We start from the raw sequence: 22,027 nt of genomic DNA on the forward strand, positions 1-22,027 counted from the left end.
CAGCGACCGTGAAGATCACGGCGATTTGCTTTGACGCTTGGTCGTCTTAATCAGGGTGGTACCGCGAGACTTCTCGTCCCTTAGGGATGTGAGGTCTTTTTTTGTTGTAAATTCAGTTAGGAGTGAGACATTCAATGGATTATGGAAAAACGCTAAACCTGCTGCAAACGGACTTTCCGATGCGCGGCAACCTTCCGCAGGCTGAACCGAAAATGCAGCAGCACTGGGACGAGATGGACATCTACCGTCAAGTGCAGGAGAGCCGCAAGGGCAAACCGAAGTTTGTATTGCACGACGGACCGCCGTATGCGAACGGCGACATTCATATCGGCCACGCGCTGAACAAAATTTTAAAGGACATTATCGTCCGTTTCAAAACGATGCAGGGCTACGATGCACCTTACGTGCCGGGCTGGGATACGCACGGCTTGCCGATCGAGCAGGCCATCACCAACAGCGGCAAAGTCGACCGGAAAAAAATGAGCGTGCCGGAATTCCGCGACTACTGCAAAGACTACGCTTTGCAGTGGGTGGAGAAGCAAAAAGCGCAGTTCAAGCGTCTCGGCATCCGCGGCGATTGGGATCGCCCGTATATTACGCTGCTGCCTGAGTACGAAGCGCAGCAAATCCGCGTTTTCGGCGGGATGGTGACGAAAGGCTATATCTACAAAGGATTGAAGCCGGTTTACTGGTCGCCTTCTTCGGAAAGCGCGCTGGCGGAAGCCGAGATCGAATACCGTGATAAGACGTCGGCTTCGATTTACGTAGCTTTCGACATACAGGACGGCAAAGGCAAGCTGCCTGCGGACGCCGCCATCGTCATCTGGACGACGACGCCTTGGACGATACCGGCGAACCTTGGGATCAGCGTCCATCCGGATTTCGACTACGTTCTGGTGGAAACGGGAGGCCGGAAGTTCGTACTGGCGCAAGGACTGCTCGAAGCGGCGTCGAAGGAAATCGGTTGGACCGATGTGAACGTTCTGCAGACGTTCAAGGGCAGCGAGATTGAGCATGTGCTCTGCCGCCATCCGTTCTACGATCGGACGTCGCTCGTGATGACAGGCGAGCACGTGACGCTGGAAGCCGGGACGGGCTGCGTACACACCGCTCCGGGGCACGGGGAAGACGACTTCGTAATCGGGCAAAAATACGGTCTGGGCGTCTTGTGTCCGGTGGATGACCAAGGGCATATGACCGCGGAAGCGCCGGGCTTCGAAGGGTTGTTTTACGATAAAGCCAATAAAGCAATCACGGAAAAGCTTCAGGAAAGCGGCCATCTGCTGAAAATGAGCTTTATTCAGCATCAATATCCGCATGACTGGCGGACGAAGAAGCCGGTTATTTTCCGGGCGACTGAGCAGTGGTTCGCATCGGTAGATAAGTTCCGCCAAGCGATGCTGGACGAAATCAAACGGGTGAAGTGGACGCCGGAGTGGGGCGAGATTCGACTTCATAATATGATCGCCGACCGCGGCGACTGGTGTATCTCCCGTCAGCGGGCGTGGGGCGTGCCGATTCCGATCTTTTACTGCCGCAGCTGCAACGAGCCGCTGGTCAATGAGACGACGATTGAGCATGTCGCTTCGATTTTTGAGAAGGAAGGCTCCAACGCGTGGTTCCTGCGTGAAGAGAAGGAGTTGCTTCCGGCGGGCACCGTCTGTCCGAAATGCGGTCATGACCATTTCCGCAAAGAAACGGATATTATGGACGTATGGTTCGATTCCGGCTCCAGCCATTCGGCGGTGCTCGAAGCGCGGGAGGAGCTGCAATGGCCGGCCGATCTGTATTTGGAAGGCTCGGACCAATACCGCGGCTGGTACAACTCGTCCTTAATTACCGGCGTTGCGGTCAAAGGACAAGCGCCGTATAAAGGCATTTTGAGCCACGGCTTTACGCTGGACGGCGAAGGTCGCAAAATGTCCAAATCGCTCGGCAACACGATCGATCCGAACCAGATGTGCAACAAGCTGGGCGCCGATATTTTGCGCTTGTGGGTATCTTCGACCGATTTCCAAGCGGATCAGCGTATCTCGGACAACATTTTGAACCAGATTGCCGAGAGCTACCGGAAAATCCGCAATACGCTGCGCTTTTTGCTTGGCAACCTGTCGGATTTCGATCCGGCCAAAGACCGCGTAGCCGTAGCACAAATGAGCGAGCTGGACCGGTTCGCGCTGCTGCGTCTGCATCGGATGACGGATCGTGTCATCAAGGCTTACGACAATTACGATTTCCACGTGGTGTATCAGACCGTGAACCATTTCTGCGCGGTCGATATGAGCGCGTTCTATCTCGATATTTTGAAAGACCGGTTGTATGCCAGCCTTCCGTCCGATCCGGCACGCAGAGCGGCGCAAACTGTATTATACGATGCGCTGACGGCAATAACTAAGTTGATTGCTCCGATTTTGCCGCATACGGCTGACGAAGTATGGAAATACATTCCGGGCACGACACTGCCGAGTGTACAGCTAGCGGAGCTGCCGACGGTCGATGCAAGCTTGTTTGATGCGAATCTGGAACAAAAATGGGAAAAATTTAACGGCGTGCGCGACGATGTGCTGAAAGCACTGGAGGAAGCTCGGAAGGAGAAGCTGATCGGCAATTCGCTCAGCGCCTCGGTACATCTGTACCCTAGTGCGGAGACGTACGAACTGCTCGGCGGCTTCGAACGGTTGGATCTGCTGTTTATCGTTTCGGCGGTGACAGTACATCATCCGGAGGAGACAGCACCAGAGGGAGCTCAAACGTTCAAGGGGCTTGCCGTAAAAGTCGCTGTGGCCGATGGGGAGAAGTGTGAACGCTGTTGGATCGTTACGCCGGAGGTCGGTCATGACTCCGAGCACCCGACGCTGTGCAAACGCTGCTCGGAAGTGTTGAAAGCCGGCGCTGCAGGCTGAGGGGCTAGCGAGCCATCCATGGGAAGTGAAGCTCTTCCCATGGAAAGCTCGTTACTTGAACCCCGGGAGGGTTGCGCAATGGAACAGACGACGAAAAAGGACGACCAGGAAAAGCTGCTTGAGCAGGTCCACAACAAAGTGAGTGACATTGCTGCGAACATCGAACGGACGCAAATTGCCGACTACGTTCTGCTGATGAACAGTCCGATTCGCTTAATTTGGACCAACCTGCTTGCCGGGATTTCGCGCGGCGTAGGCATTGCGATCGGTTTTACCATATTCGCTTCGACCATCCTGTATCTACTTCAGGCGCTTAACGTGCTAAATTTGCCTATTATCGGGAATTATATTGCCGATATTGTCAAGCATGTGCAGTACCAGTTGGAAGGAAGAAGGACATTCTAACTCAGCCTTACGAAAAACGATCTTCAGCCTCTTCCTCGGGTTCGAGCAAGCCGTCTCCTTCGCCGCTGCGCATATAGTGTTGGTACGCCTTATTGCGGACAACCGTAACCTGACGGCCGTATATGTCGGTAGCCAGGAAGCTTTCTAACGGTTCGACATATCCTTCGGATTCGTCGGCTTCGATCTGCATCTCGTTGTAGCTGTCAGACTCGTTCGGATCGTCGGCCATCGCCGGCGTATTGGACGTTCCCCAGCTTTCGACGATTTGCCAGGCGTCTTCGCCGTCGAACTGCGTTTGCCCTTCGCGTTCGTCGAGACTTGTTCTTCCGAACGGCGGGTCAAGAAATTTTTCTTCCGCGGGCCGGCGTTGGGACATATCGGGGTCGGGTACATGCTCCACACAGTAGGCCGTTGTAGGGACGGCTTCCAGTCGTTCGTGCGGAATCGGCTGCCCGCATACCCGGCAAATGCCGTATTTTCCCGATTCCATACGCGCCAGAGCCTCGTTGATGTCGGTAAGCTGGTGCTCGGCATTTTCGTGAAGGGCGATATCTTTGCCGCGTTCGTACATCTCGGTGCCCAAATCGCCGGGATGGTTGTCATAGTTGGAAAGCTCTCCGGTCTGGACGCGCATGGAATCGCCGAGTCCCATATGCTCACGCGATTCCAAGTGCCGCTCCAGCCATTGCTTTTCTTCCGTCAGCTTGGCTTTGAGCGCTTGCAGCTGCTGCCCGGTAAGCGGACCGGATGAACCGGATTCGAACGGAAGGTTAGTCAAGAAAAGCGCCTCCTTTTGATTAAAGCAAGCATGTATCGTTATGTTTCGCGCCGCCCGTTGTTTTTAGCTAGGTAAATGTATGCAGGTTGTCAGCAAGCCCAATAAGGAGTTGTTATTTTGAGATATTACATTTACGCTTTCATCGTTCTCCTGTTGGACCAGGCTACCAAATGGCTTATCGTAAGCCGGTTGGAGCTAGGGGAATCGCGATCGGTTATCGGCGAATTTTTCCAAATCACCTCCCATCGGAACGCCGGAGCGGCCTTCGGCATTTTGCAAAATCAGCGTTGGTTTTTCCTGGCGATTACGGTTCTTGTAGCGGTTGGGGTAATCTGGTATTTGCAGAAGACGCGAAAAGAAGGAAAGAAGCTGCTGCCTTTTGCTCTGAGCTTGCTGCTCGGAGGGGCGCTCGGCAATTTTATCGACCGTGCGCTGTTCGGCGAAGTTGTGGATTTTCTCGATTTTCACTTCCGCTTCAGTTTCTTCGGCATCCCGGTGAACTATCCGTTCCCGATCTTTAACGTTGCCGATTCCGCCATCGTCGTCGGAGTCGCCTTGATCTTCGTTGATTCGTTGATCAGCTGGCGCCAGGAAGCGAAGCAAAACGCCGCCAACAAGCTGGAAAGCGGGGACGCGTAATGATGAATGTGACCGAGCAAGGATGGTCGGAGCAGGATCAGCGATTCGAATGGACGGCAGAACCGGAAGACGCCGGAGAACGCATCGATAAGTTCATTACGGAAGCGCTGGAGGAAGAAGTGTCCCGCACGCAAGTGCAGCAGTGGATCAAGGACGGCTGCGTGAAGGTTGGCGGCCGCGCGGTAAAGCCGAACTATAAGCTATCCGAAGGGGATGCCATGACTCTGGTCATGCCCGAGCCGGAAGAGCTGGTGCTTACCCCGGAACCGATCCCGCTGGACGTTGTATATGAAGATTCAGACGTTATCGTCGTAAATAAACCACGGGGCATGGTCGTGCACCCGGCGCCCGGACATTACAGCGGAACGCTCGTCAACGCGCTTTTGTATCATTGCAAGGATTTGTCCGGGATTAACGGCGTCGTTCGGCCCGGCATCGTTCATCGTATCGATAAGGATACGTCGGGTCTGCTGATGGCAGCAAAAAACGATCTGGCTCATTCGGGGCTGGCTGCCCAACTGAAGGCGCATACGGTCAATCGCAAATATTTTGCCCTTGTGCATGGCAACGTTCCGCACGAGAACGGCACCGTCGATGCGCCGATCGGGCGCGATCCGAAGGACCGGAAGCTTTATACCGTCACCGAACGGAACAGCAAGCATGCGGTGACGCATTTTCTCGTATTGGAGAGATTCGGCGATTACACGCTGCTGGAGCTGAAGCTGGAGACGGGGCGTACGCATCAGATTCGGGTGCATATGAAATTCATCGGACATCCGCTTGTGGGAGATCCGGCGTACGGTCCTTCCAAGAGCAAAGGGGTCCTGATGGAGGGACAAGCGCTTCACGCGGCCGTGCTCGGATTCGAGCATCCGCGCTCGGGAGCGGAGCTGCAGTTCGAAGCGCCGATTCCGGACGATATGCAGCGGCTTCTGGAAGTGCTGCGTACAAGGTAACAAGGTCAGGGACATGGGGGAACGTTATGGAACAGCTTGAGCGCTTAATTAACCCGGGTGTCAAGGAGATTCAAATCTCCGGCATCCGAAAAATTTCCAATTTGGTTGCGAATTATAAAGACGCCCTCACGCTGACGATCGGCCAGCCCGATTTGCCGACGCCGGATCACATTATGCGTGCGGCCGAGCGGGCCATCGAAGAGCATCGGACGACCTATACGCCGAATCCGGGTCTACCGGAGCTCCGGAAGGCCGCAGCGGCGTTCCTCGAACGCAAATACGGGCTCAGCTATTCAGGGCTGGAGGAAGTGCTCGTTACCGTAGGCGCGAGCCAAGCGCTGGATATTACGCTTCGCACGATATTGGAGCCGGGAAGCGAAGTGATCCTGCCAGGTCCGATCTACCCGGGCTATGAGCCGCTCATTCGTTTATGCGGTGGCGTGCCGGTTTATGCGGATACCCGCGGCACTGGGTTCAAGCTGACGGCGGAAGTGCTGGAGCCGTACTTGACCGATAAGACGCGGTGTGTCATTTTGGCTTATCCGTCCAATCCGACCGGCCGGGTCATGAGTGCGGAGGAGCTTGCCGATATCGCGCGGCTGCTTGAATCGCGAGAGCTGTTCGTCATTTCCGACGAAATCTATAGCGAGCTGATCTACGACGGGCCTCATCGTTCCATTGCCTCCCTGCCTGGGATGCGGGAGCGTACCATCGTCATTAACGGATTGTCGAAATCGCATTCGATGACGGGGTGGCGAATCGGCTTTACGTTTGCCCCGGCTTATTTGACGCAGCACATGGTTAAGGTTCACCAATACAACGTCACCTGTGCGAGCTCGATCAGCCAGTATGCAGCCATCGAAGCGCTGACGGCGGGACTCGACGATGCGCTGCCGATGAGAGCCGAGTATGTGAAGCGGCGGGACTTCGTCTATGACCGGCTCGTCGAGATGGGCTTCGAGCTGGCGAAGCCGGAGGGAGCGTTTTATTTGTTCCCTTCAATTGAGCGCTTTGGCTTGTCTTCCATGGATTTTGCCATGAAACTGCTGGACGAACAGCGGGTGGCCGTTGTGCCGGGAGATGCGTTTTCCACGCTTGGGGAAGGCTATATCCGCCTATCGTACGCTTATTCCATGGACGTTTTGGAGCGGGCGATGGAGCGGTTGAAGGTATTCGTAAGCCGACTATAGGAAAAAAAGCTTCTCATCCCGTTCTCTGTGACAGAGACGGTGACGTGAAGCTTTTTTGTTAATGTTCGCTTTTCCAAGTCAGGAAGCGACTCATCAGGTCGATGGCCAGGTCGATGGCGTGTTCGTCCGGCTCCAGCTTCGCATGATGCAGCCCGTAAGGGGTCCCGACGCCGAGCCAGAACATGAATCCGGGAATCGCTTCGAGAAAATAACCGAAATCTTCCCCGGTCATGGCTTCGGTACATTCGATCAATTGAAGCGGCACCGAATGGTTCGTATCTCGAACCCAGTTCATAAATTGGCCCGTCACCTCCGCTTCGTTAAACACCTGCCGGTAATTGGCCCCGTAGTCGATCTCGGCCTTGCAGGCGAAAGCCGTCTCCATTCCGGCGACGAGCGCCTCGATGCGGGACTTAACGAGCGACATCGTTTCGGCCGAGAGTGTCCGGATCGTTCCTTCCAGGCGGGCTGTCTCGGCGATAATATTTTGCTTCGTGCCGCCGTCGATTTTGCCGATCGTAATAACCGCCGAATCAAGGGGATTCACATTGCGGGAAATGACGGTCTGCAGTTGTCCCACAAGCTGGCACGCGGCAATTACCATATCGTTCGCGTTGTGCGGGAAAGCCGCATGTCCGCCTTTGCCCGTGAGGGTGATGAACAGCTCGGACGTATTGGCAAACAAGATGCCCGGTTTGGTAGCCACGGTGCCTACCGGATATTCCGGGGCGATATGCAAGGCGAAAATTTCGTCAGGCATCCAGTCCCGAAGCTCCTCGCATTCGAGCATCGGCTTGGCGCCCCCGGGACCTTCTTCCGCGGGCTGAAAAATAAAGGTCAGATTATCATGGATCGGCTGCTGTGCAAAATGCGTCAGGATGCCGAGGCCGATGGACATATGAAGGTCGTGCCCGCAGGCGTGCATAAAGCCGGGATGCTCCGAGCGGAAGTCGTACCCGGTGTCTTCCGTAATCGGCAATGCGTCGATGTCGGCGCGGTAGCCGAACCGGCGCTTGGGTGCGGTTCCTTTTACATTCACGATAATGCCGGTTCGCCAAGTCCGGACTTCGATCCGCTCTTGCGGCAAGGATGCGATATAATCGAGCAAATACCGCTGGGTCTTAAACTCTTGAAACCCGAGCTCCGGGATTTTATGCAAATCTCTGCGAATTTGGACAAAGCGGCTCGGGTTGACGGCTACGGACATGGTGCTGGTGCCTCCTTTGATGAGGGAATGAAGAGAAAGGCCCGGCGTCTGATCGCCGAGCCTTGAATGCGCTGAATTACAGGTTGCGCAGGTCTTTCAAAATTTCCGTTTTCGACTTCGTTTTGTCGTCCACTTTTTTGATGACGCGGGCAGGAGTACCGGCAACGACGCTGAATTCTGGTACGTCTTCCACGACGACCGCGCCTGCAGCGACGACGGAACCTTGTCCGACACGTACGCCTTCGAGAATAACGGCATTAGCTCCGACGAGCACGTCGTCTTCGATCACGACCGGTTGAGCGGAAGGCGGCTCGATTACGCCCGCGAGAACGGCGCCTGCTCCGATGTGGCACATTTTGCCGACTTTCACGCGGCCGCCGAGAATGGCGTTCATATCGATCATCGTGCCTTCGCCGATGGTTACGCCGATGTTGATCACGGCTCCCATCATGATAATTGCGTTGTCGCCGATGCCGACCATGTCGCGGATAATCGCGCCCGGCTCGATGCGGGCATTGATATTTTTGAGGTCCAGCAGCGGTACTGCGGAGTTGCGGCGGTCATTTTCGACGACATAGTCTTCGATTTTGCCAGCTTCCGCATCCAGCACGCTTTTTACTTCCGCCCAATCGCCGAACAGCACGCCGCTCTTACCGGAGATGAACGCTTGAATATTGTCTCCGAAGGAGATGGATTCCAGGTCGCCTTTAACATATACTTTAACCGGAGTCTTTTTCTTGCTTGTTTTAATGAGATTAATGACATCTTCCGTATTCATTTCGATCGACATAAACGGGATTCCAGCTCCTTATGTAGTGATACCGTGAACGAAAAACGGGCATGATCCGTTGTCCCGAAGATCACGAACTACATCTTTTATAGCATAAAACGCATGCCCTAGCAATCCTTGGCCGGTCGAATCGGATGCTATTCGGAGAGTATTGACATCGGGTGTCGAACATGGCATAATGCTTGTAACTGAATAGCACCTTTAAAAACAGTCCCGTGAGGCTGGCAAGGTGAACGACGAATCGAACGGTCCAAGCGGATGCGCCGACGGCATAGATGCCGGTGAGGTGTGTCCGTCCCGGTGTGACCTGTTCTGTTCTTGTGCGCGCAAACCTTGCCGATACGGCAAGGTTTTTTTATGGTCAAAATCGCGAAAGCTTTGGTGAAGGAGGTTGCCTGACCGTTGGAGTCTGCTGAGCATGTGTTAATGGATGAAACCGCGATACGGCGGGCTTTGACTCGTATCGCCCATGAGATTTTGGAGAAAAACAAGGGCTTCGAAAACTGCATGTTAATCGGCATCCGGACACGGGGGATTTACCTTGCAAAGCGGGTGGCCGACCGAATCCGGGAGATCGAGGGCATACCTGCTCCCATCGGCGAAGTGGATGTGACCAAATACCGGGACGACCGGAGCGGCGTGCTGGAAGCGACCGTATCGGGAACCCGGGAAGATGCGCCGGGAAGCGAACAGGTGAACGATCGTCTGGAGGTTCACAACAAAAAGCTCATTTTGTTCGATGACGTGCTGTTCACGGGACGCACGGTAAGGGCAGCCATGGATGCGCTGATGGATCTCGGCCGGCCGCAAATGATTCAATTGGCGGTGCTGGTGGATCGGGGGCACAGGGAATTGCCGATTCGTCCGGACTTCGTAGGGAAGAACATTCCGACGTCCCGGCTCGAAAGCATCGAAGTACAGGTGAATGAAGTGGATGGGGTGGATCAAGTCGTCATCACAGGACAGAGGAGGCCAAACGAATGACACAGCTTCAAGTACAGTCGGAAAAACATTTGCTAGGCACCAAAGGACTTAGCGCCGGAGAGCTGAACGCGATCCTCGATCGTGCGGCCCACTGGGAACAGCATCCGGTAAAAGTGACGAACCAGCTGCAAGGGCGCTTTGTCGCCAACATGTTTTTTGAGAACAGCACAAGAACGAGATTCTCCTTCGAGGTTGCGGAGAAAAGGCTCGGCACGGAAGTACTCAACTTCGCGGCAGCCGTCTCCAGCGTACAGAAGGGTGAATCGATCTACGATACGGTGCGAACGCTCGAATCGATGGGCATCGACGCCGGCGTCATCCGCATGAAGCCCAACGGGCTGCTGGCCGAGCTGGCGCAAAAAATCAAAGTCCCGCTGATCAACGCGGGTGACGGCAATAACGAGCATCCGACGCAGGCGCTGCTTGATCTGTATACGATGCGCAAGCAGTTCGGCGAGATCCGCGGCCTTCATGTGGCGATCGTCGGAGACATCCAGCACAGCCGCGTGGCGCGTTCAAACTTGTGGGCGCTGCAAACGCTGGGAGCCAAAGTAAGCTTCTGCGCGCCGCCGGTCATGCAGGCCGCCGAGCTTGCGGAGCATGCGCCTTACGTCTCGATCGACGAGGCGCTGAAGGCCGACGTGGTTATGATGCTGCGCGTGCAGCTCGAACGGCATGAAGGCTCGCTGTTCGGATCGGCGGAGGAGTATCGCGCCGCCTACGGGTTGACAGCAGAACGCGCCGCCCGCATGCTGCCGCACGCGGTCATCATGCATCCGGCTCCGTTCAACCGGAATGTGGAAATCGACGATGAGCTGGTGGAATGCGAAAAATCGAAAATTTTTACGCAAATGAGCCATGGCGTGCCGATCCGGATGGCGGTCATCGAGCGGGCGCTAAGCTAAACCGAATCCTAACCTACTACGAAGATGAAACGAAGCGGAGGTTCCCATGGGAATTTGGATACTGAATGCCAGCGTGTCGGCTGGAGGCAATGAATTAAAGAAAAAGCATGTGTTCGCGAATGGCGAGCGCATCGAGCAAATCGTCGACGCAGGGGAAGCCTTGCCGGATACGGCCGGACATCAGGTTATCGACGCCCAAGGTAAGCTGCTGGCACCGGGACTCATCGACATGCACGTGCATCTGCGCGAACCGGGCTTCGAATATAAGGAAGATATCGCGTCGGGTACTCGCTCCGCGGCGCGCGGCGGTTTCACAACGATTGCCTGCATGCCGAACACGCGGCCGGTCATCGATACGGTAGAAACGGTGCAGTACGTGCTGAATAAGGCTCAGACCGAAGGCATCGTGCGCGTCCTGCCTTACGGCTGCATCACGAAAAACGAGCTTGGCCGCGAGCTCACGGACTTCGATGCCTTGAAGGAAGCCGGAGTCATCGGCTACACGGATGATGGCGTAGGCGTGCAAAGCGCGCAAATGATGAAGGATGCGATGGCCAAAGCGGCCTCGATCGGTATGCCGGTTATTGCGCACTGCGAGGACAACACACTGGTCGAAGGCGCTGCCGTTAGCGAAGGAGCGTTTGCCCGCAAGCACGGACTCAAAGGGATTCCGAACGAATCCGAAGCGATTCATGTCGGCCGCGACATTCTGCTCGCCGAAGCGACAGGGGTTCACTACCATGTATGCCACGTCAGCACGGAGCAGTCGGTCCGCCTGATCCGTCAAGCGAAGCAGATCGGCATTAAAGTAACCGCCGAAGTGTGCCCGCACCATCTGCTGCTGTCCGACGAAGACATTCCGGGGATGGATGCGAATTGGAAAATGAACCCGCCGCTGCGCACTCCGCGCGACGTGCAGGCCTGCATCGAGGGCCTGATCGACGGCACGATCGACATCGTGGTCACCGACCACGCTCCGCACAGTGAGGAAGAGAAAGCGCGCGGCATGCAGCTTGCCCCGTTCGGAATCGTCGGCTTCGAGACGGCCTTCCCGCTCTTGTACACGAAGTTCGTCGCTACGGGACAATGGACACTGGAGTTTCTGCTCGATAAAATGACCAAGCTGCCGGCGCAAGTATTCGGACTTCCTTGGGGAACGATCGAGGTCGGCAAAACTGCCGATCTGACGCTGATCGACCTCGAAACGGAAAAGAAGGTCGATCCGGCGGAATTCCTCTCCAAGGGACGCAACACGCCGTTCACGGGCTGGGGCCTGAAAGGCTGGCCGACCTTGACCATCGTTGGCGGAAACGTCGTCTGGTCCGAGTAGGAAAAGGCGAGTAGACCTCCACTGCGAGGGGAACCTATAGTTAGGGAAATAAAGGAACAGAGTTCCTTATTTATAGAAGTTGAAAGAACAGCTTGATTGGGTCGCACATCGCTGCGCGCAGCACCGTAAAGCGTGTCCGGCTGGCCTCGGGGGCGTCAGCCTCCGCGCGTCCGGACAAACGCGATCCCCCGTCGCAGCTCTTTCAAAGCTACATACCCCCTTGTGCGACAACTTGAGGGGTCCAGGGGCAGCTCCCTTGGGGTCCCCCTTTGAAAAGGGGGATTTAGGGGGATGAATACCACATAAGGAGATGACAGCAGATGCAAGCAAGATTGTTGTTGGAAGACGGTACGCTGTTTACCGGCAAAGCATTCGGAAGCACCGGCGACTCGGTTGGCGAAGTCGTGTTCAATACAGGCATTACAGGATACCAAGAGGTATTGTCCGACCCGTCCTATTGCGGACAAATCGTGACAATGACGTACCCGCTGATCGGAAACTATGGTATCACGCGCGACGATTTCGAATCGATCCGCCCGTTCATTCACGGGTTTGTCGTTCGCGAGCATGAAATGGTGCCTAGCAACTGGAGAGCCGAGTACTCGCTGGATAGCTTGCTTAAAGAATACGGAATTATCGGCATCAGCGGTATCGATACCCGGATGCTGACCCGCCGTATCCGTCACCATGGCGTCATGAAAGGCATCCTGACCACCTCCGAGAAGCGTGTGGAAGAGCTGCTGGAGCAGCTTAAAGCATCACCGCTTATGACCGACCAAGTGTCTCGCGTTTCCACGAAGAGCGTGTTCAGCGCACCGGGAACGAAAGAACGCGTTGTGCTCGTCGATTTCGGCTCCAAGAGCGGCATTTTGCGCGACTTGACCAAGCGCGGTTGCGACGTCGTCGTCGTGCCACAGGACACGACCGCGGAGCAAATCCGCCGCCTCGCGCCGGACGGCATTCTGCTGTCCAACGGCCCTGGGGACCCGAAAGACGTGCCGCATGCAGCGAAAATGATCGCCGAGCTGCTCGGCGAATTCCCGATCTTCGGCATCTGCCTCGGCCATCAATTGTTCGCGCTGGCGAGCGGCGCCGATACGGAAAAGCTGAAGTTCGGTCATCGCGGCGGTAACCACCCGGTAAAAGATTTGGCTACGGGCCGCTGCTACATCACATCGCAAAACCATGGCTACACCGTAAATGAAGAGTCGATCGCGGGCACGGATTTGGAAGTGACTCATATCAACAACAACGACAAGACGATCGAAGGGCTGCGCCACAAAAAATATCCGGCCTTCTCCGTTCAGTACCATCCGGAGGCAGCACCGGGACCGTTCGATTCGAGCTACTTGTTCGATGACTTCCTGCAGCTGATCCGCGATCATAAGCAAAACAACCCGCAGCTTCCGCGTCAGGCGCAGATCGCAGCGGCATACAAAGCGGGCAGCACGGCCGTATCCGCATCGAAAGGGGAGCTCCACTATGCCGAAAAATAATAACCTCAAAAAAATTCTCGTGATCGGCTCCGGTCCGATCGTCATCGGACAAGCGGCGGAATTCGACTATGCCGGTACGCAAGCTTGCCAAGCTCTGAAAGAAGAAGGCTTCGAAGTTGTTCTGATCAACAGCAATCCGGCGACGATCATGACCGACACGAACATGGCCGACAAAGTATACATCGAGCCGATTACGCTCGACTTCGTCACCCAAATCATCCGCCAAGAGCGTCCGGACGGCTTGCTGCCGACCCTCGGCGGACAGACCGGCCTCAACATGGCGGTTGAGCTGGCGCGTGCCGGCGTGCTGGAGCGCGAAAACGTGAAGCTGCTCGGTACCCAGCTGACGGCAATCGAGAAAGCGGAAGATCGTGATTTGTTCCGCGATCTGATGCGCGAATTGGAGCAGCCGGTACCGGAAAGCACAATCGTAACGACCGTGCAAGAAGCGCTCGATTTTGCAAATGAAATCGGGTACCCGATTATCGTACGTCCGGCTTACACGCTCGGCGGTACGGGCGGCGGCATCTGCGCCACTGAGGAAGAACTGCTGGAAACTGTTTCCTCCGGTATTCGTTACAGCCCGATCGGCCAATGTCTGATCGAGAAAAGCATCGCCGGCATGAAGGAAGTCGAGTACGAGGTAATGCGCGACGCGAACGATAACTGTATCGTCGTGTGCAACATGGAAAACTTCGATCCGGTCGGCGTTCATACGGGCGACAGTATCGTTGTAGCGCCGAGTCAGACGCTGTCGGACCGCGAATACCAAATGCTGCGTTCCGCATCGCTTAAAATCATCCGCGCCTTGAATATCGAAGGCGGATGCAACGTGCAGTTTGCGCTGGACCCGCACAGCTATCAATATTACGTCATCGAAGTGAACCCGCGGGTTAGCCGCTCGTCGGCACTCGCTTCCAAAGCAACCGGCTACCCGATTGCCAAAATGGCAGCGAAAATCGCGATCGGTTACACGCTCGACGAAATCGTCAACCCGGTAACGGGTCAGACGTACGCTTGCTTCGAGCCGACGCTGGACTATATCGTATCCAAAATTCCGCGTTGGCCGTTCGATAAATTTACCGCGGCAAACCGCAAGCTCGGCACGCAAATGAAAGCGACGGGCGAAGTCATGGCCATCGGTCGCACGTTCGAAGAGTCGATTCACAAAGCGGTCCGCTCCCTTGAAATCGGCGTGCACCGCCTGCATTTGAAAGATGCGGAGACATTGGACCAAGAGACGCTTGAGCAGCGGCTTGTGAAGCCGGACGACGAGCGCATCTTCCTGATCGCCGAAGCGCTCCGCCGTGGATACAGCGTGCAGCAATTACAGGATTTGACCAAGGTAGATTGGTGGTTCCTGCACAAGCTCGAAGGCTTGATCGCTTTCGAAGCCGAGCTGCTTGCGCCGGAGCTGAGCGAAGAGCTGCTCCGCGAAGCGAAGCGCAAAGGCTTCACCGATCGCGCTGTTGCCGAGCTGCGTCGTGAGGCTGACAAAGGGCTGAGCTTGACGCAGGAAGCGGACGTTCGCGCATACCGGATCGACCTGGGGCTGAAACCGGTCTACAAAATGGTCGACACCTGCGCCGCGGAATTCGAAGCGACAACGCCTTACTACTACTCGACTTACGAGACGGAAGACGAAGTCAAGGAAACGACGAAGCAAAAGGTTGTCGTGCTCGGCTCCGGTCCGATCCGGATCGGTCAAGGGATCGAGTTCGACTACTCGACCGTACATGCGGTATGGGCGATCCAAAAGGCCGGCTATGAAGCGGTCATTATCAATAACAACCCGGAGACGGTGTCTACGGACTTTAATACATCGGACCGGCTGTACTTCGAGCCGCTATTCTTCGAGGACGTCATGAACGTCATCGAGCGCGAGCAGCCGATCGGCGTTATCGTCCAATTTGGCGGACAAACGGCGATCAACCTCGCGGCGCCGCTCTCGAAAGCGGGCGTACGCATCCTCGGCACGGATTTGGAGAACATCGACGCGGCCGAGGACCGCAAAAAATTCGAAGCGCTGCTGCGTCAGCTTGACATCGCACAGCCGCCGGGCGGTACGGTAACCTCGGTGAACGAGGCTGTCGGCATGGCTTCCCGCTTCGGGTATCCGGTGCTCGTTCGTCCGTCGTATGTTCTTGGCGGCCGCGCGATGGAAATCGTCTACTCTGACGAAGAATTGCTCAGCTACATGGAATACGCGGTCAAAATCAACCCGGAGCATCCGGTACTCATCGACCGATACATGCTTGGTAAAGAAGTTGAAGTCGACGCGATCTGCGACAAAGAAACGGTCCTGATCCCGGGTATCATGGAGCACGTGGAGCGGGCCGGCGTTCACTCGGGCGACTCCATCGCGGTATACCCGCCGCAGACGGTATCCGCCGAGCTGAAACAAAAAATTATCGACATTACGACTAAAATCGCCAGAGGGCTGCAGGTCGTCGGTCTCGTCAACATCCAGTTCGTCATCTATCAAAACGAAGTGTACGTAATCGAAGTGAATCCGCGCTCCTCGCGTACGGTTCCTTTCCTCAGCAAAGTAACGAAAATTCCGATGGCCAACGTCGCAACCCGTGTGATTATGGGCGAAAAGCTGGCCGATATGGGCTACGAAACTGGTTTGTGGCCGGAAGACGATTTCGTATCCGTCAAAGTACCGGTCTTCTCCTTCGCGAAGCTGCGCCGTGTCGATACGACGCTCGGACCAGAAATGAAATCGACGGGCGAGGTCATGGGCCGCGACAAAACGTTTGCCAAAGCGCTGTATAAAGGCCTGATCGGCTCCGGCATGAAGATTCCGCCGACAGGCGCGATTATCGCTACGATTGCCGATAAAGACAAAGCCGAAGCGATTGATATCTTCCGCGGCTTCGAAAGATTGGGCTACCGCATCGTCGCTACGGGCGGAACGGCACAGGCTTTGGAGGACGCCGGTCTCCAGGTGAACCGTGTCAACAAGCTGAGCGAAGGCTCGCCGAACATTCTCGACCTGATCCGCAACGGCGAAGCGCACTTTGTCGTCAATACGCTGACGAAGGGCAAAACGCCGGAACGCGACGGCTTCCGGATTCGCCGCGAGGCGGTGGAGAACGGCGTCGTCTGTATGACATCGCTGGATACGGTTAGCGCGCTGCTGCACGTGTTGGAGTCCATCTACTTCCAATCCACGGCCATGCCTGCGAATCACGCATAACAACAATTGCATTAGCACAGCGTTCCGCTTCTTGCGGAAATGCTGTGCTAATCCCTTGATTAGGCCCTTCTACGAGTCTCAGATTCACCCGATTTTAAAGAAAAGGGGCGGTAACTTGTGTCTACAAACTTAGCGGCGGCGAAGCGCATCATGGTCGCGCTCGATTATGCCGAGGCGAAGCAGGCGGAGTCGCTCGTCCGGTCGCTGGAAGGCATTCCGTGTTATTTAAAGGTAGGAATGCAGCTGTTTTACAGCGCCGGTCCGGCGTTCGTGCGGATGCTCAAAGAGAAGGGCTATAGCGTCTTTCTCGATCTCAAAATGCACGATATTCCGAATACTGTCAAAGGCGGCGCGGAAAGCATCACGAAGCTTGGCGTAGACATGTTCAACGTGCATGCGGCTGGCGGCAGGCAGATGATGGAGGCGGCGATGGAAGGCGTGGACAAAGCGCTCCAAGCCGCATCCGGTCCTAAGCCGATCGTCATCGGCGTTACGCAGCTTACCAGCACAAGCCAGGCGGTCATGAACGAAGAAATCGGCATCGTAGGGACTGTAGAGGATGCGGTGATCCGATATGCCCGATTGGCCCAAGCCGCCGGCTTGCAAGGTGTCGTCGCTTCTCCACTGGAGGTCGTTCGAATCAAAGAAACGTGCGGAAGCGGCTTTGTGACCGTAACGCCGGGCATCCGTCCGGCGGGAGCGGACATCGGCGATCAATCCCGCGTCATGACGCCGGAGCAAGCGTTCGCCCAAGGGTCAGACTATATCGTCGTTGGCCGTCCGATCACTGCCGCGCCGGACCCGAGAGCGGCGCTGGAAGCGATTATCGCCTCTATCTAGCGACGGAGAAGTTTTTACGAAGATCAACACCTTTAAGGAGATGAAATCAAATGACAACCCCATCGATTCGTATAAATCCGGAGTTGGCCGGGCAAATTGCCGGCGACCTGCTCGCGATCGGCGCCGTGGCGCTTCGTCCGCAGCAGCCGTTTACTTGGACATCCGGTCTGAAATCGCCGATCTACTGCGATAACCGGCTGACCATTTCGTTCCCTGAGATCCGCGAACGGATCGCCGAAGGCTTCGTTGCGCTCATCCGCGACAATTTCCCGGATGCCGAAGTCATTGCGGGAGCGGCAACCGGAGGAATTCCTCATGCGGCTTGGGTAGCTCAAAATCTCGGTCTGCCAATGGTTTACGTGCGTGACAAGGCCAAGGGCCACGGGAAGGAAAACTTGATCGAAGGCTTGATCAAGCCCGGCCAGAAGACGGTGGTCATCGAGGACTTGATCTCGACGGGCGGCAGCTCGCTCAAGGTGGCCTTGGCCGTCAATGAAGCCGGGGCGCAGGCTCTTGGGGTGCTTGGCATCTTCTCGTATCAGTTCGAGAAAGCGAAAGAGGCCTTTTCGGGATCGGGCATTCCTTTCGAGACGCTGACGAATTACTCGATACTGCTCGATGTCGCTCTTCGGAACGGCAGCATCCAAGAGCAGGATTTGCAAGCGCTGAAAGCATGGCGTGAAAATCCGAGCGAATACGGCAAAGTCTAAACAAAATTTATGGCATTCGAATTCTTCCGATACGGTAAAGGGAAGAGTTTGGATGCTTTTCTTTTTTCACCGGGTGATACAAAATAAAGCTGACCCCTGTCTTATGTATAGCTGCAGCTGAAAGGAGGACATCACATTGGAACATCCGGATTCCGATTATTTCCGTCATATATTTTATAAGCATTACCCGTCGGTGCGCCGAAAATTAATCGCGTTAGTCCGCGACGAGGCAGCCGCCGAGGACTTGGCCCAGGAAGTATTTCTGCGGTTATACCGCAATCCGCCGGACGATCCGCAATTGATCGGCGCTTGGCTTCATCGGGTACTGACCCGGATCGCCTACGACCATATGTCCAAGCGAGCTCGCGAACGGGCGCTTCAGGAGAAGCAGGAGCTCCATCTCCGGGTAACGGAGCAGGAAGGCAAGTCGAACGAGGAGACGGTTTTGGAGCAGTTTGAGCACGAGGAATTGCGCGGTTGGCTGGACCAACTTTCGGAACGCGACCGGCAAGTATTGCTCCTTCGATTCTCCGGCTACAGTTACGCGGAGATCGCCGAGAAGCTTCAAATTCGCGCACCGCTTGTAGGCACGCTTATCAACCGGGCGACCGCCCGATTGAAACGGCATGCGAAATTGCAAACACAAGTTGAATAGGAGGACCACGGCATATGACTGAGTCATTTGTAAGGAAAAATTCCGACCCCACGAATGCGGCTTGGGAGAAGCTTCAGCAGCGGCTTGCTTCCGAACCGAAATCGCTTCGTTGGGAGGAGTGGGCAAAGGAAGCTGATAAATTAAATCCGTCGTTGGCAGAAGCCGGGGAGACAGAATCGTTACAATCAATCGCTGTTTCCGACGATAGTCGTCCATTGCCTGTTTTGGAACCGAACAGGACAACGGAGACGACTAAAACTTATCCGTTCGTTCGTTGGATCAAACGGCGCAGGAAGCGGGTGGCTGTTTCGGCCGCGGTGCTGGTACTGGCCGCTTTCCTGAGCACGCCAATCGGCAACGAAGCGCTGGCTTCCATATTGAATAAATTTCGGATGCAGGAAATGACGGTCGTTCAGGAAAACGATCTGACGTATTTGCTGAACAGCGCTTTTCCGGAAGGACAAACGAAAGAAAACATCAACAAACTTGGAGCATTCACGAATACATCCGGCAAAATAAGAGGATCTTTTGAGGCCAATGAGCTTTCGCAGATGCTGGGACGCAGTATCGTCTTTCCTCAGGATTACAACGCGAAGCAAGATAAGCCTTACGTTAGCCCCTCCAATACGCTGACGTTAAAGTTGAACGTTGACGAAGTAAACCGGGCAATGTCCAGACTTGGCGCGAAGCAGATGCTGCCTGAATCCGTGGACGGGAAACCGATTACGCTTGAAACGGGCGAAAAAGTCCATCTGAACGTGAAAAACGGCGAACGAAGCTACTCTCTGACCCAGGAGCCGATTCCGGTCGTATCAGTCGATCCGTCGATTCCAGTGGCCGAAGCGCTGCAAGCGGTTCTGCAGTTCCCGCTGCTACCGGAGAATTTGAAGCAGAACTTGCAGAACGTGGACCTGCTTACTACCGGAAACGTGCCGCTGCCTATCATCACGAATCAGCCTACCGAGAAGGTCAAAGTGGGAAGCACGGATGTGCTGATCATGACAGAATCTACGAAAAATCATAATTATTACAATGCCATGTGGGTGAAGCAAGGTCAACTCTTCAAACTTTATGGCTATGAATATCTCACGGATCGCGAAGCACTGCTTGGCAAAGTGAAGGAGCTGATCGGCTCTTGACCGGGCTAGCCATTACAGCGCATGAGCTGACGAAAGATTACGGCAACGGCCGCGGTTGCCGCAGCATTACGATTACCGTAGGGGAAGGGGAAGCCTTTGGCTTCCTCGGCCCGAACGGAGCTGGCAAGAGCACCTTTGTGAAAATGCTCGTCGGCTTGATCCGGCCGACGCAGGGCCACGGTGCGATTTGCGGCCATCCGATCGGCTCGTTGGAAGCGAGAAGGCATTTCGGCTACTTGCCGGAGCTGTACCGGTACCAGGATTGGCTCAACGGCGAAGAAGTGCTGCAACTGCATGCCCGGCTATGCGGCGTCGAAGCTTCCGAGGTGAAGCGACGCATTCCGGAGCTGCTCGATCTCGTCGGGCTCGGGCTGAGGGGCAAAGACCGGGTGAAGATGTATTCCAAAGGAATGCAGCAGCGGCTCGGCTTGGCTTGCGCCTTGGTAAACGACCCGCCTATCGTTTTTTTGGACGAGCCGGCCTCCGCGCTTGATCCATTGGGCCGGAGAGACGTACGAGAATTGCTCCGGCTGATGAAGGCGCAAGGAAAAACGATTTTTCTCAACTCGCACCTGTTGGAGGACGTGGAGCTGCTTTGCGATCGCGTGGCCTTGCTGAATAACGGTCAAATTCTGCAGGTTGGTTCCGTGGCCGACGTGCTGCACGAGACATCCCGCTGGCACCTTCGTGTCGGCGGGTTTGCGCCGTTTTTGCTGGCCTGGCTTCAGGAAGCCTCGGGCCTGACCGTACGTCTTCTTGAGATAGGAGCGGAAGAAGATTCGGTCTGGCTGGAAGCGGAGCTGGAAGATGACGAACAGGTCGGCTGGTTGAACGCGCTTGTTATCGAACAGGGGATGACGCTCTACGAAGTAAAGAAGGCAAAAACGAAGCTGGACGAATGGTTCGTCAGCTCCGTTGCCGGACGGAGCCACAGGGGGGAACGCGAATGATTACCATCATCGGCTCAACTTGGAAGGAGCTGCTGCGCAAACGCGTCATGCTGCTGACGCTGCTGATGACCGTCATTTTCTTGTTCGCCTTCTGGTTTGTTGCCAAAACCATCGGAGCAAGCTTGCATGACGGCACCTATAATCCGTCGGACGTGCAATATATAATTGCCGTTTACGAACGAAGCGCGATGATCTTGTCGCTCGGCTTTTTTTTCGGTTCGTTCGTCATTGCTTTTTTGTCCATTTTCAGCTCGTTCTCCGTGATTGCAGGGGAAGCCGAGCAGGGCGTACTGCAGGCCTTAATGACTCGGCCATTATCCCGTTTATCCTGGTACATGGGTCGATGGATCGGATTTGTCAGTTGGGGAATCGGTTACGCGGCGCTGCTTTTTATATCGATTCTGCTGGTGGCTTGGGCTCATGCCGGTATTCCCGGGGATATCGTGTCGCTAGCGCGTTCGTTCGCTTTGTTTATTTTCGTTGTGCCATTGCTTGTATCTTTATCGATGCTGGGTTCCTGCCATTTTTCCTCCACCGGGAACGGCGTGCTGATGACGATGCTTTACGGGGCGGGATGGCTCGGAGGCATGATCGAAAAAGTGGCAGGCTCAGTCCAAATTGACCAAAATATAGCCATTAAGCCGCTGCTGACCATCGCAGGAATTATGTCGCTTGTCATGCCGGCCGATTCGCTGCAAAACCGGATGCAAGCGGAGCTGTTTGCCGTGAATGAGCTTCAAGGACTGGTGAATATTAGAAGTCTTTTCGGTTTTTTCGGTGTCGGCCAAGTGCCGTCAAACGCCTTTCTAATGTATAGTGCCGGATATATGCTTGTTATGCTGCTGCTCGGCTTGTGGTCGTTTCGGAGAAAGGACCTATGAATGCTTTTTCGATAAAAAAAGCCCGTCTATACCTCAACGCAATGCGATGGGGAATAGACGGGCTTTT

The 22,027-nt window shown here is 55.4% G+C and carries 19 protein-coding genes and 1 other annotated feature (1 of these 20 cut by a window edge); of the genes, 16 read left to right on the forward strand and 3 right to left on the reverse strand.

What is annotated here, in order from left to right:
* Positions 1 to 84: a binding site (T-box leader), on the forward strand; it begins 186 nt to the left of the window's first position.
* A gap of 50 nt (positions 85 to 134) precedes the next feature.
* A complete protein-coding gene (ileS, locus tag QMG93_RS22050; protein WP_281940266.1) occupies positions 135 to 2,903 on the forward strand; it encodes an isoleucine--tRNA ligase in 2,769 nt (922 codons plus the stop codon).
* Positions 2,904 to 2,981: 78 nt separating this feature from the next.
* Entirely contained in the window at positions 2,982 to 3,308 is a 327-nt protein-coding gene (locus QMG93_RS22055; RefSeq protein WP_281940268.1) for a DUF5665 domain-containing protein, read from the forward strand.
* Positions 3,309 to 3,315: 7 nt separating this feature from the next.
* Here the strand turns inward: QMG93_RS22055 and QMG93_RS22060 are convergent, their stop codons facing one another.
* Positions 3,316 to 4,086, reverse strand: a complete 771-nt coding sequence (locus QMG93_RS22060) for a TraR/DksA C4-type zinc finger protein (RefSeq protein ID WP_281940270.1) — start codon at positions 4,084 to 4,086, stop codon at positions 3,316 to 3,318.
* Between the two features lie 117 nt (positions 4,087 to 4,203).
* Here QMG93_RS22060 and lspA point away from each other — a divergent pair, with 117 nt between their 5' ends.
* Genes lspA through QMG93_RS22075 form a run of 3 tightly spaced genes read left to right on the forward strand, consistent with a single transcriptional unit; the run spans position 4,204 to position 6,871 of the window.
* Positions 4,204 to 4,725: a signal peptidase II gene (lspA, locus tag QMG93_RS22065; RefSeq protein ID WP_281940272.1), complete on the forward strand. Its 522-nt coding sequence runs from the start codon at positions 4,204 to 4,206 to the stop codon at positions 4,723 to 4,725.
* Between the two features lie 2 nt (positions 4,726 to 4,727).
* Positions 4,728 to 5,681 carry an RluA family pseudouridine synthase gene (locus QMG93_RS22070; RefSeq protein WP_281940320.1) on the forward strand — a complete coding sequence of 318 codons (954 nt, stop codon included), beginning with the start codon at positions 4,728 to 4,730 and terminating at the stop codon, positions 5,679 to 5,681.
* A gap of 26 nt (positions 5,682 to 5,707) precedes the next feature.
* The gene (locus QMG93_RS22075) at positions 5,708 to 6,871 is read left to right on the forward strand and encodes an aminotransferase A (RefSeq protein ID WP_281940274.1); all 1,164 of its coding nucleotides are present in this window, start codon (positions 5,708 to 5,710) and stop codon (positions 6,869 to 6,871) included.
* 58 nt (positions 6,872 to 6,929) lie between these two features.
* On the opposite strand, the gene QMG93_RS22080 is transcribed toward QMG93_RS22075, so the two are convergent.
* Positions 6,930 to 8,078: an N-acetyldiaminopimelate deacetylase gene (locus QMG93_RS22080; protein WP_281940276.1), complete on the reverse strand. Its 1,149-nt coding sequence runs from the start codon at positions 8,076 to 8,078 to the stop codon at positions 6,930 to 6,932.
* Positions 8,079 to 8,154: 76 nt separating this feature from the next.
* Positions 8,155 to 8,868 (reverse strand): 2,3,4,5-tetrahydropyridine-2,6-dicarboxylate N-acetyltransferase, encoded by a 714-nt coding sequence (gene dapD, locus QMG93_RS22085; RefSeq protein WP_025853391.1) that lies wholly within the window; start codon positions 8,866 to 8,868, stop codon positions 8,155 to 8,157.
* 402 nt (positions 8,869 to 9,270) lie between these two features.
* Between dapD and pyrR the strand changes: the two genes are divergently transcribed.
* From pyrR to QMG93_RS22140, 11 genes are all read left to right on the forward strand, one after another.
* Positions 9,271 to 9,852, forward strand: coding sequence for a bifunctional pyr operon transcriptional regulator/uracil phosphoribosyltransferase PyrR (gene pyrR, locus QMG93_RS22090; RefSeq protein ID WP_281940278.1), 582 nt, complete (start codon positions 9,271 to 9,273; stop codon positions 9,850 to 9,852).
* Positions 9,849 to 10,757: an aspartate carbamoyltransferase catalytic subunit gene (locus tag QMG93_RS22095; RefSeq protein ID WP_281940280.1), complete on the forward strand. Its 909-nt coding sequence runs from the start codon at positions 9,849 to 9,851 to the stop codon at positions 10,755 to 10,757. Before pyrR ends, QMG93_RS22095 begins: the two co-directional genes overlap by 4 nt.
* A gap of 46 nt (positions 10,758 to 10,803) precedes the next feature.
* Positions 10,804 to 12,087, forward strand: coding sequence for a dihydroorotase (locus QMG93_RS22100; protein ID WP_281940282.1), 1,284 nt, complete (start codon positions 10,804 to 10,806; stop codon positions 12,085 to 12,087).
* Between the two features lie 320 nt (positions 12,088 to 12,407).
* Positions 12,408 to 13,583 carry a glutamine-hydrolyzing carbamoyl-phosphate synthase small subunit gene (gene carA, locus QMG93_RS22105; protein ID WP_281940284.1) on the forward strand — a complete coding sequence of 392 codons (1,176 nt, stop codon included), beginning with the start codon at positions 12,408 to 12,410 and terminating at the stop codon, positions 13,581 to 13,583.
* Positions 13,570 to 16,785, forward strand: coding sequence for a carbamoyl-phosphate synthase large subunit (carB, locus tag QMG93_RS22110; RefSeq protein WP_281940286.1), 3,216 nt, complete (start codon positions 13,570 to 13,572; stop codon positions 16,783 to 16,785). The genes carA and carB overlap by 14 nt, the downstream gene beginning before the upstream one ends.
* Positions 16,786 to 16,902: 117 nt before the next feature.
* A complete protein-coding gene (gene pyrF / locus QMG93_RS22115; RefSeq protein WP_281940288.1) occupies positions 16,903 to 17,625 on the forward strand; it encodes an orotidine-5'-phosphate decarboxylase in 723 nt (240 codons plus the stop codon).
* Between the two features lie 50 nt (positions 17,626 to 17,675).
* Entirely contained in the window at positions 17,676 to 18,335 is a 660-nt protein-coding gene (pyrE, locus tag QMG93_RS22120) for an orotate phosphoribosyltransferase (RefSeq protein ID WP_281940290.1), read from the forward strand.
* Between the two features lie 136 nt (positions 18,336 to 18,471).
* Positions 18,472 to 18,990, forward strand: a complete 519-nt coding sequence (locus QMG93_RS22125) for a sigma-70 family RNA polymerase sigma factor (protein ID WP_281940292.1) — start codon at positions 18,472 to 18,474, stop codon at positions 18,988 to 18,990.
* 14 nt (positions 18,991 to 19,004) lie between these two features.
* Positions 19,005 to 20,129: a hypothetical protein gene (locus QMG93_RS22130; protein ID WP_281940294.1), complete on the forward strand. Its 1,125-nt coding sequence runs from the start codon at positions 19,005 to 19,007 to the stop codon at positions 20,127 to 20,129.
* Complete coding sequence (locus QMG93_RS22135; RefSeq protein WP_281940296.1) at positions 20,126 to 21,079, forward strand: ABC transporter ATP-binding protein; 954 nt, start codon at positions 20,126 to 20,128, stop codon at positions 21,077 to 21,079. Before QMG93_RS22130 ends, QMG93_RS22135 begins: the two co-directional genes overlap by 4 nt.
* Positions 21,076 to 21,960: an ABC transporter permease gene (locus QMG93_RS22140; protein WP_281940298.1), complete on the forward strand. Its 885-nt coding sequence runs from the start codon at positions 21,076 to 21,078 to the stop codon at positions 21,958 to 21,960. Before QMG93_RS22135 ends, QMG93_RS22140 begins: the two co-directional genes overlap by 4 nt.
* The last annotated feature ends 67 nt before the right edge of the window (positions 21,961 to 22,027 follow it).

The sequence above is a fragment of the Paenibacillus tyrphae genome, assembly GCF_027925525.1.
GTDB classification, from domain to species: Bacteria; Bacillota; Bacilli; order Paenibacillales; family NBRC-103111; genus Paenibacillus_G; species Paenibacillus_G tyrfis_B.

Excerpts from the sequence above, each read along its gene's own strand:
- carB (WP_281940286.1), top strand. The coding sequence starts at position 13,570 with ATGCCGAAAAATAATAACCTCAAAAAAATTCTCGTGATCGGCTCCGGT.
- QMG93_RS22075 (WP_281940274.1), top strand. The coding sequence starts at position 5,708 with ATGGAACAGCTTGAGCGCTTAATTAACCCGGGTGTCAAGGAGATTCAA.
- ileS (WP_281940266.1), top strand. The coding sequence starts at position 135 with ATGGATTATGGAAAAACGCTAAACCTGCTGCAAACGGACTTTCCGATG.
- QMG93_RS22055 (WP_281940268.1), top strand. The coding sequence starts at position 2,982 with ATGGAACAGACGACGAAAAAGGACGACCAGGAAAAGCTGCTTGAGCAG.
- QMG93_RS22095 (WP_281940280.1), top strand. The coding sequence starts at position 9,849 with ATGACACAGCTTCAAGTACAGTCGGAAAAACATTTGCTAGGCACCAAA.
- QMG93_RS22070 (WP_281940320.1), top strand. The coding sequence starts at position 4,728 with ATGAATGTGACCGAGCAAGGATGGTCGGAGCAGGATCAGCGATTCGAA.
- QMG93_RS22130 (WP_281940294.1), top strand. The coding sequence starts at position 19,005 with ATGACTGAGTCATTTGTAAGGAAAAATTCCGACCCCACGAATGCGGCT.
- QMG93_RS22100 (WP_281940282.1), top strand. The coding sequence starts at position 10,804 with ATGGGAATTTGGATACTGAATGCCAGCGTGTCGGCTGGAGGCAATGAA.
- dapD (WP_025853391.1), bottom strand. The coding sequence starts at position 8,868 with ATGTCGATCGAAATGAATACGGAAGATGTCATTAATCTCATTAAAACA.
- carA (WP_281940284.1), top strand. The coding sequence starts at position 12,408 with ATGCAAGCAAGATTGTTGTTGGAAGACGGTACGCTGTTTACCGGCAAA.
- QMG93_RS22140 (WP_281940298.1), top strand. The coding sequence starts at position 21,076 with ATGATTACCATCATCGGCTCAACTTGGAAGGAGCTGCTGCGCAAACGC.
- QMG93_RS22080 (WP_281940276.1), bottom strand. The coding sequence starts at position 8,078 with ATGTCCGTAGCCGTCAACCCGAGCCGCTTTGTCCAAATTCGCAGAGAT.
- pyrE (WP_281940290.1), top strand. The coding sequence starts at position 17,676 with ATGACAACCCCATCGATTCGTATAAATCCGGAGTTGGCCGGGCAAATT.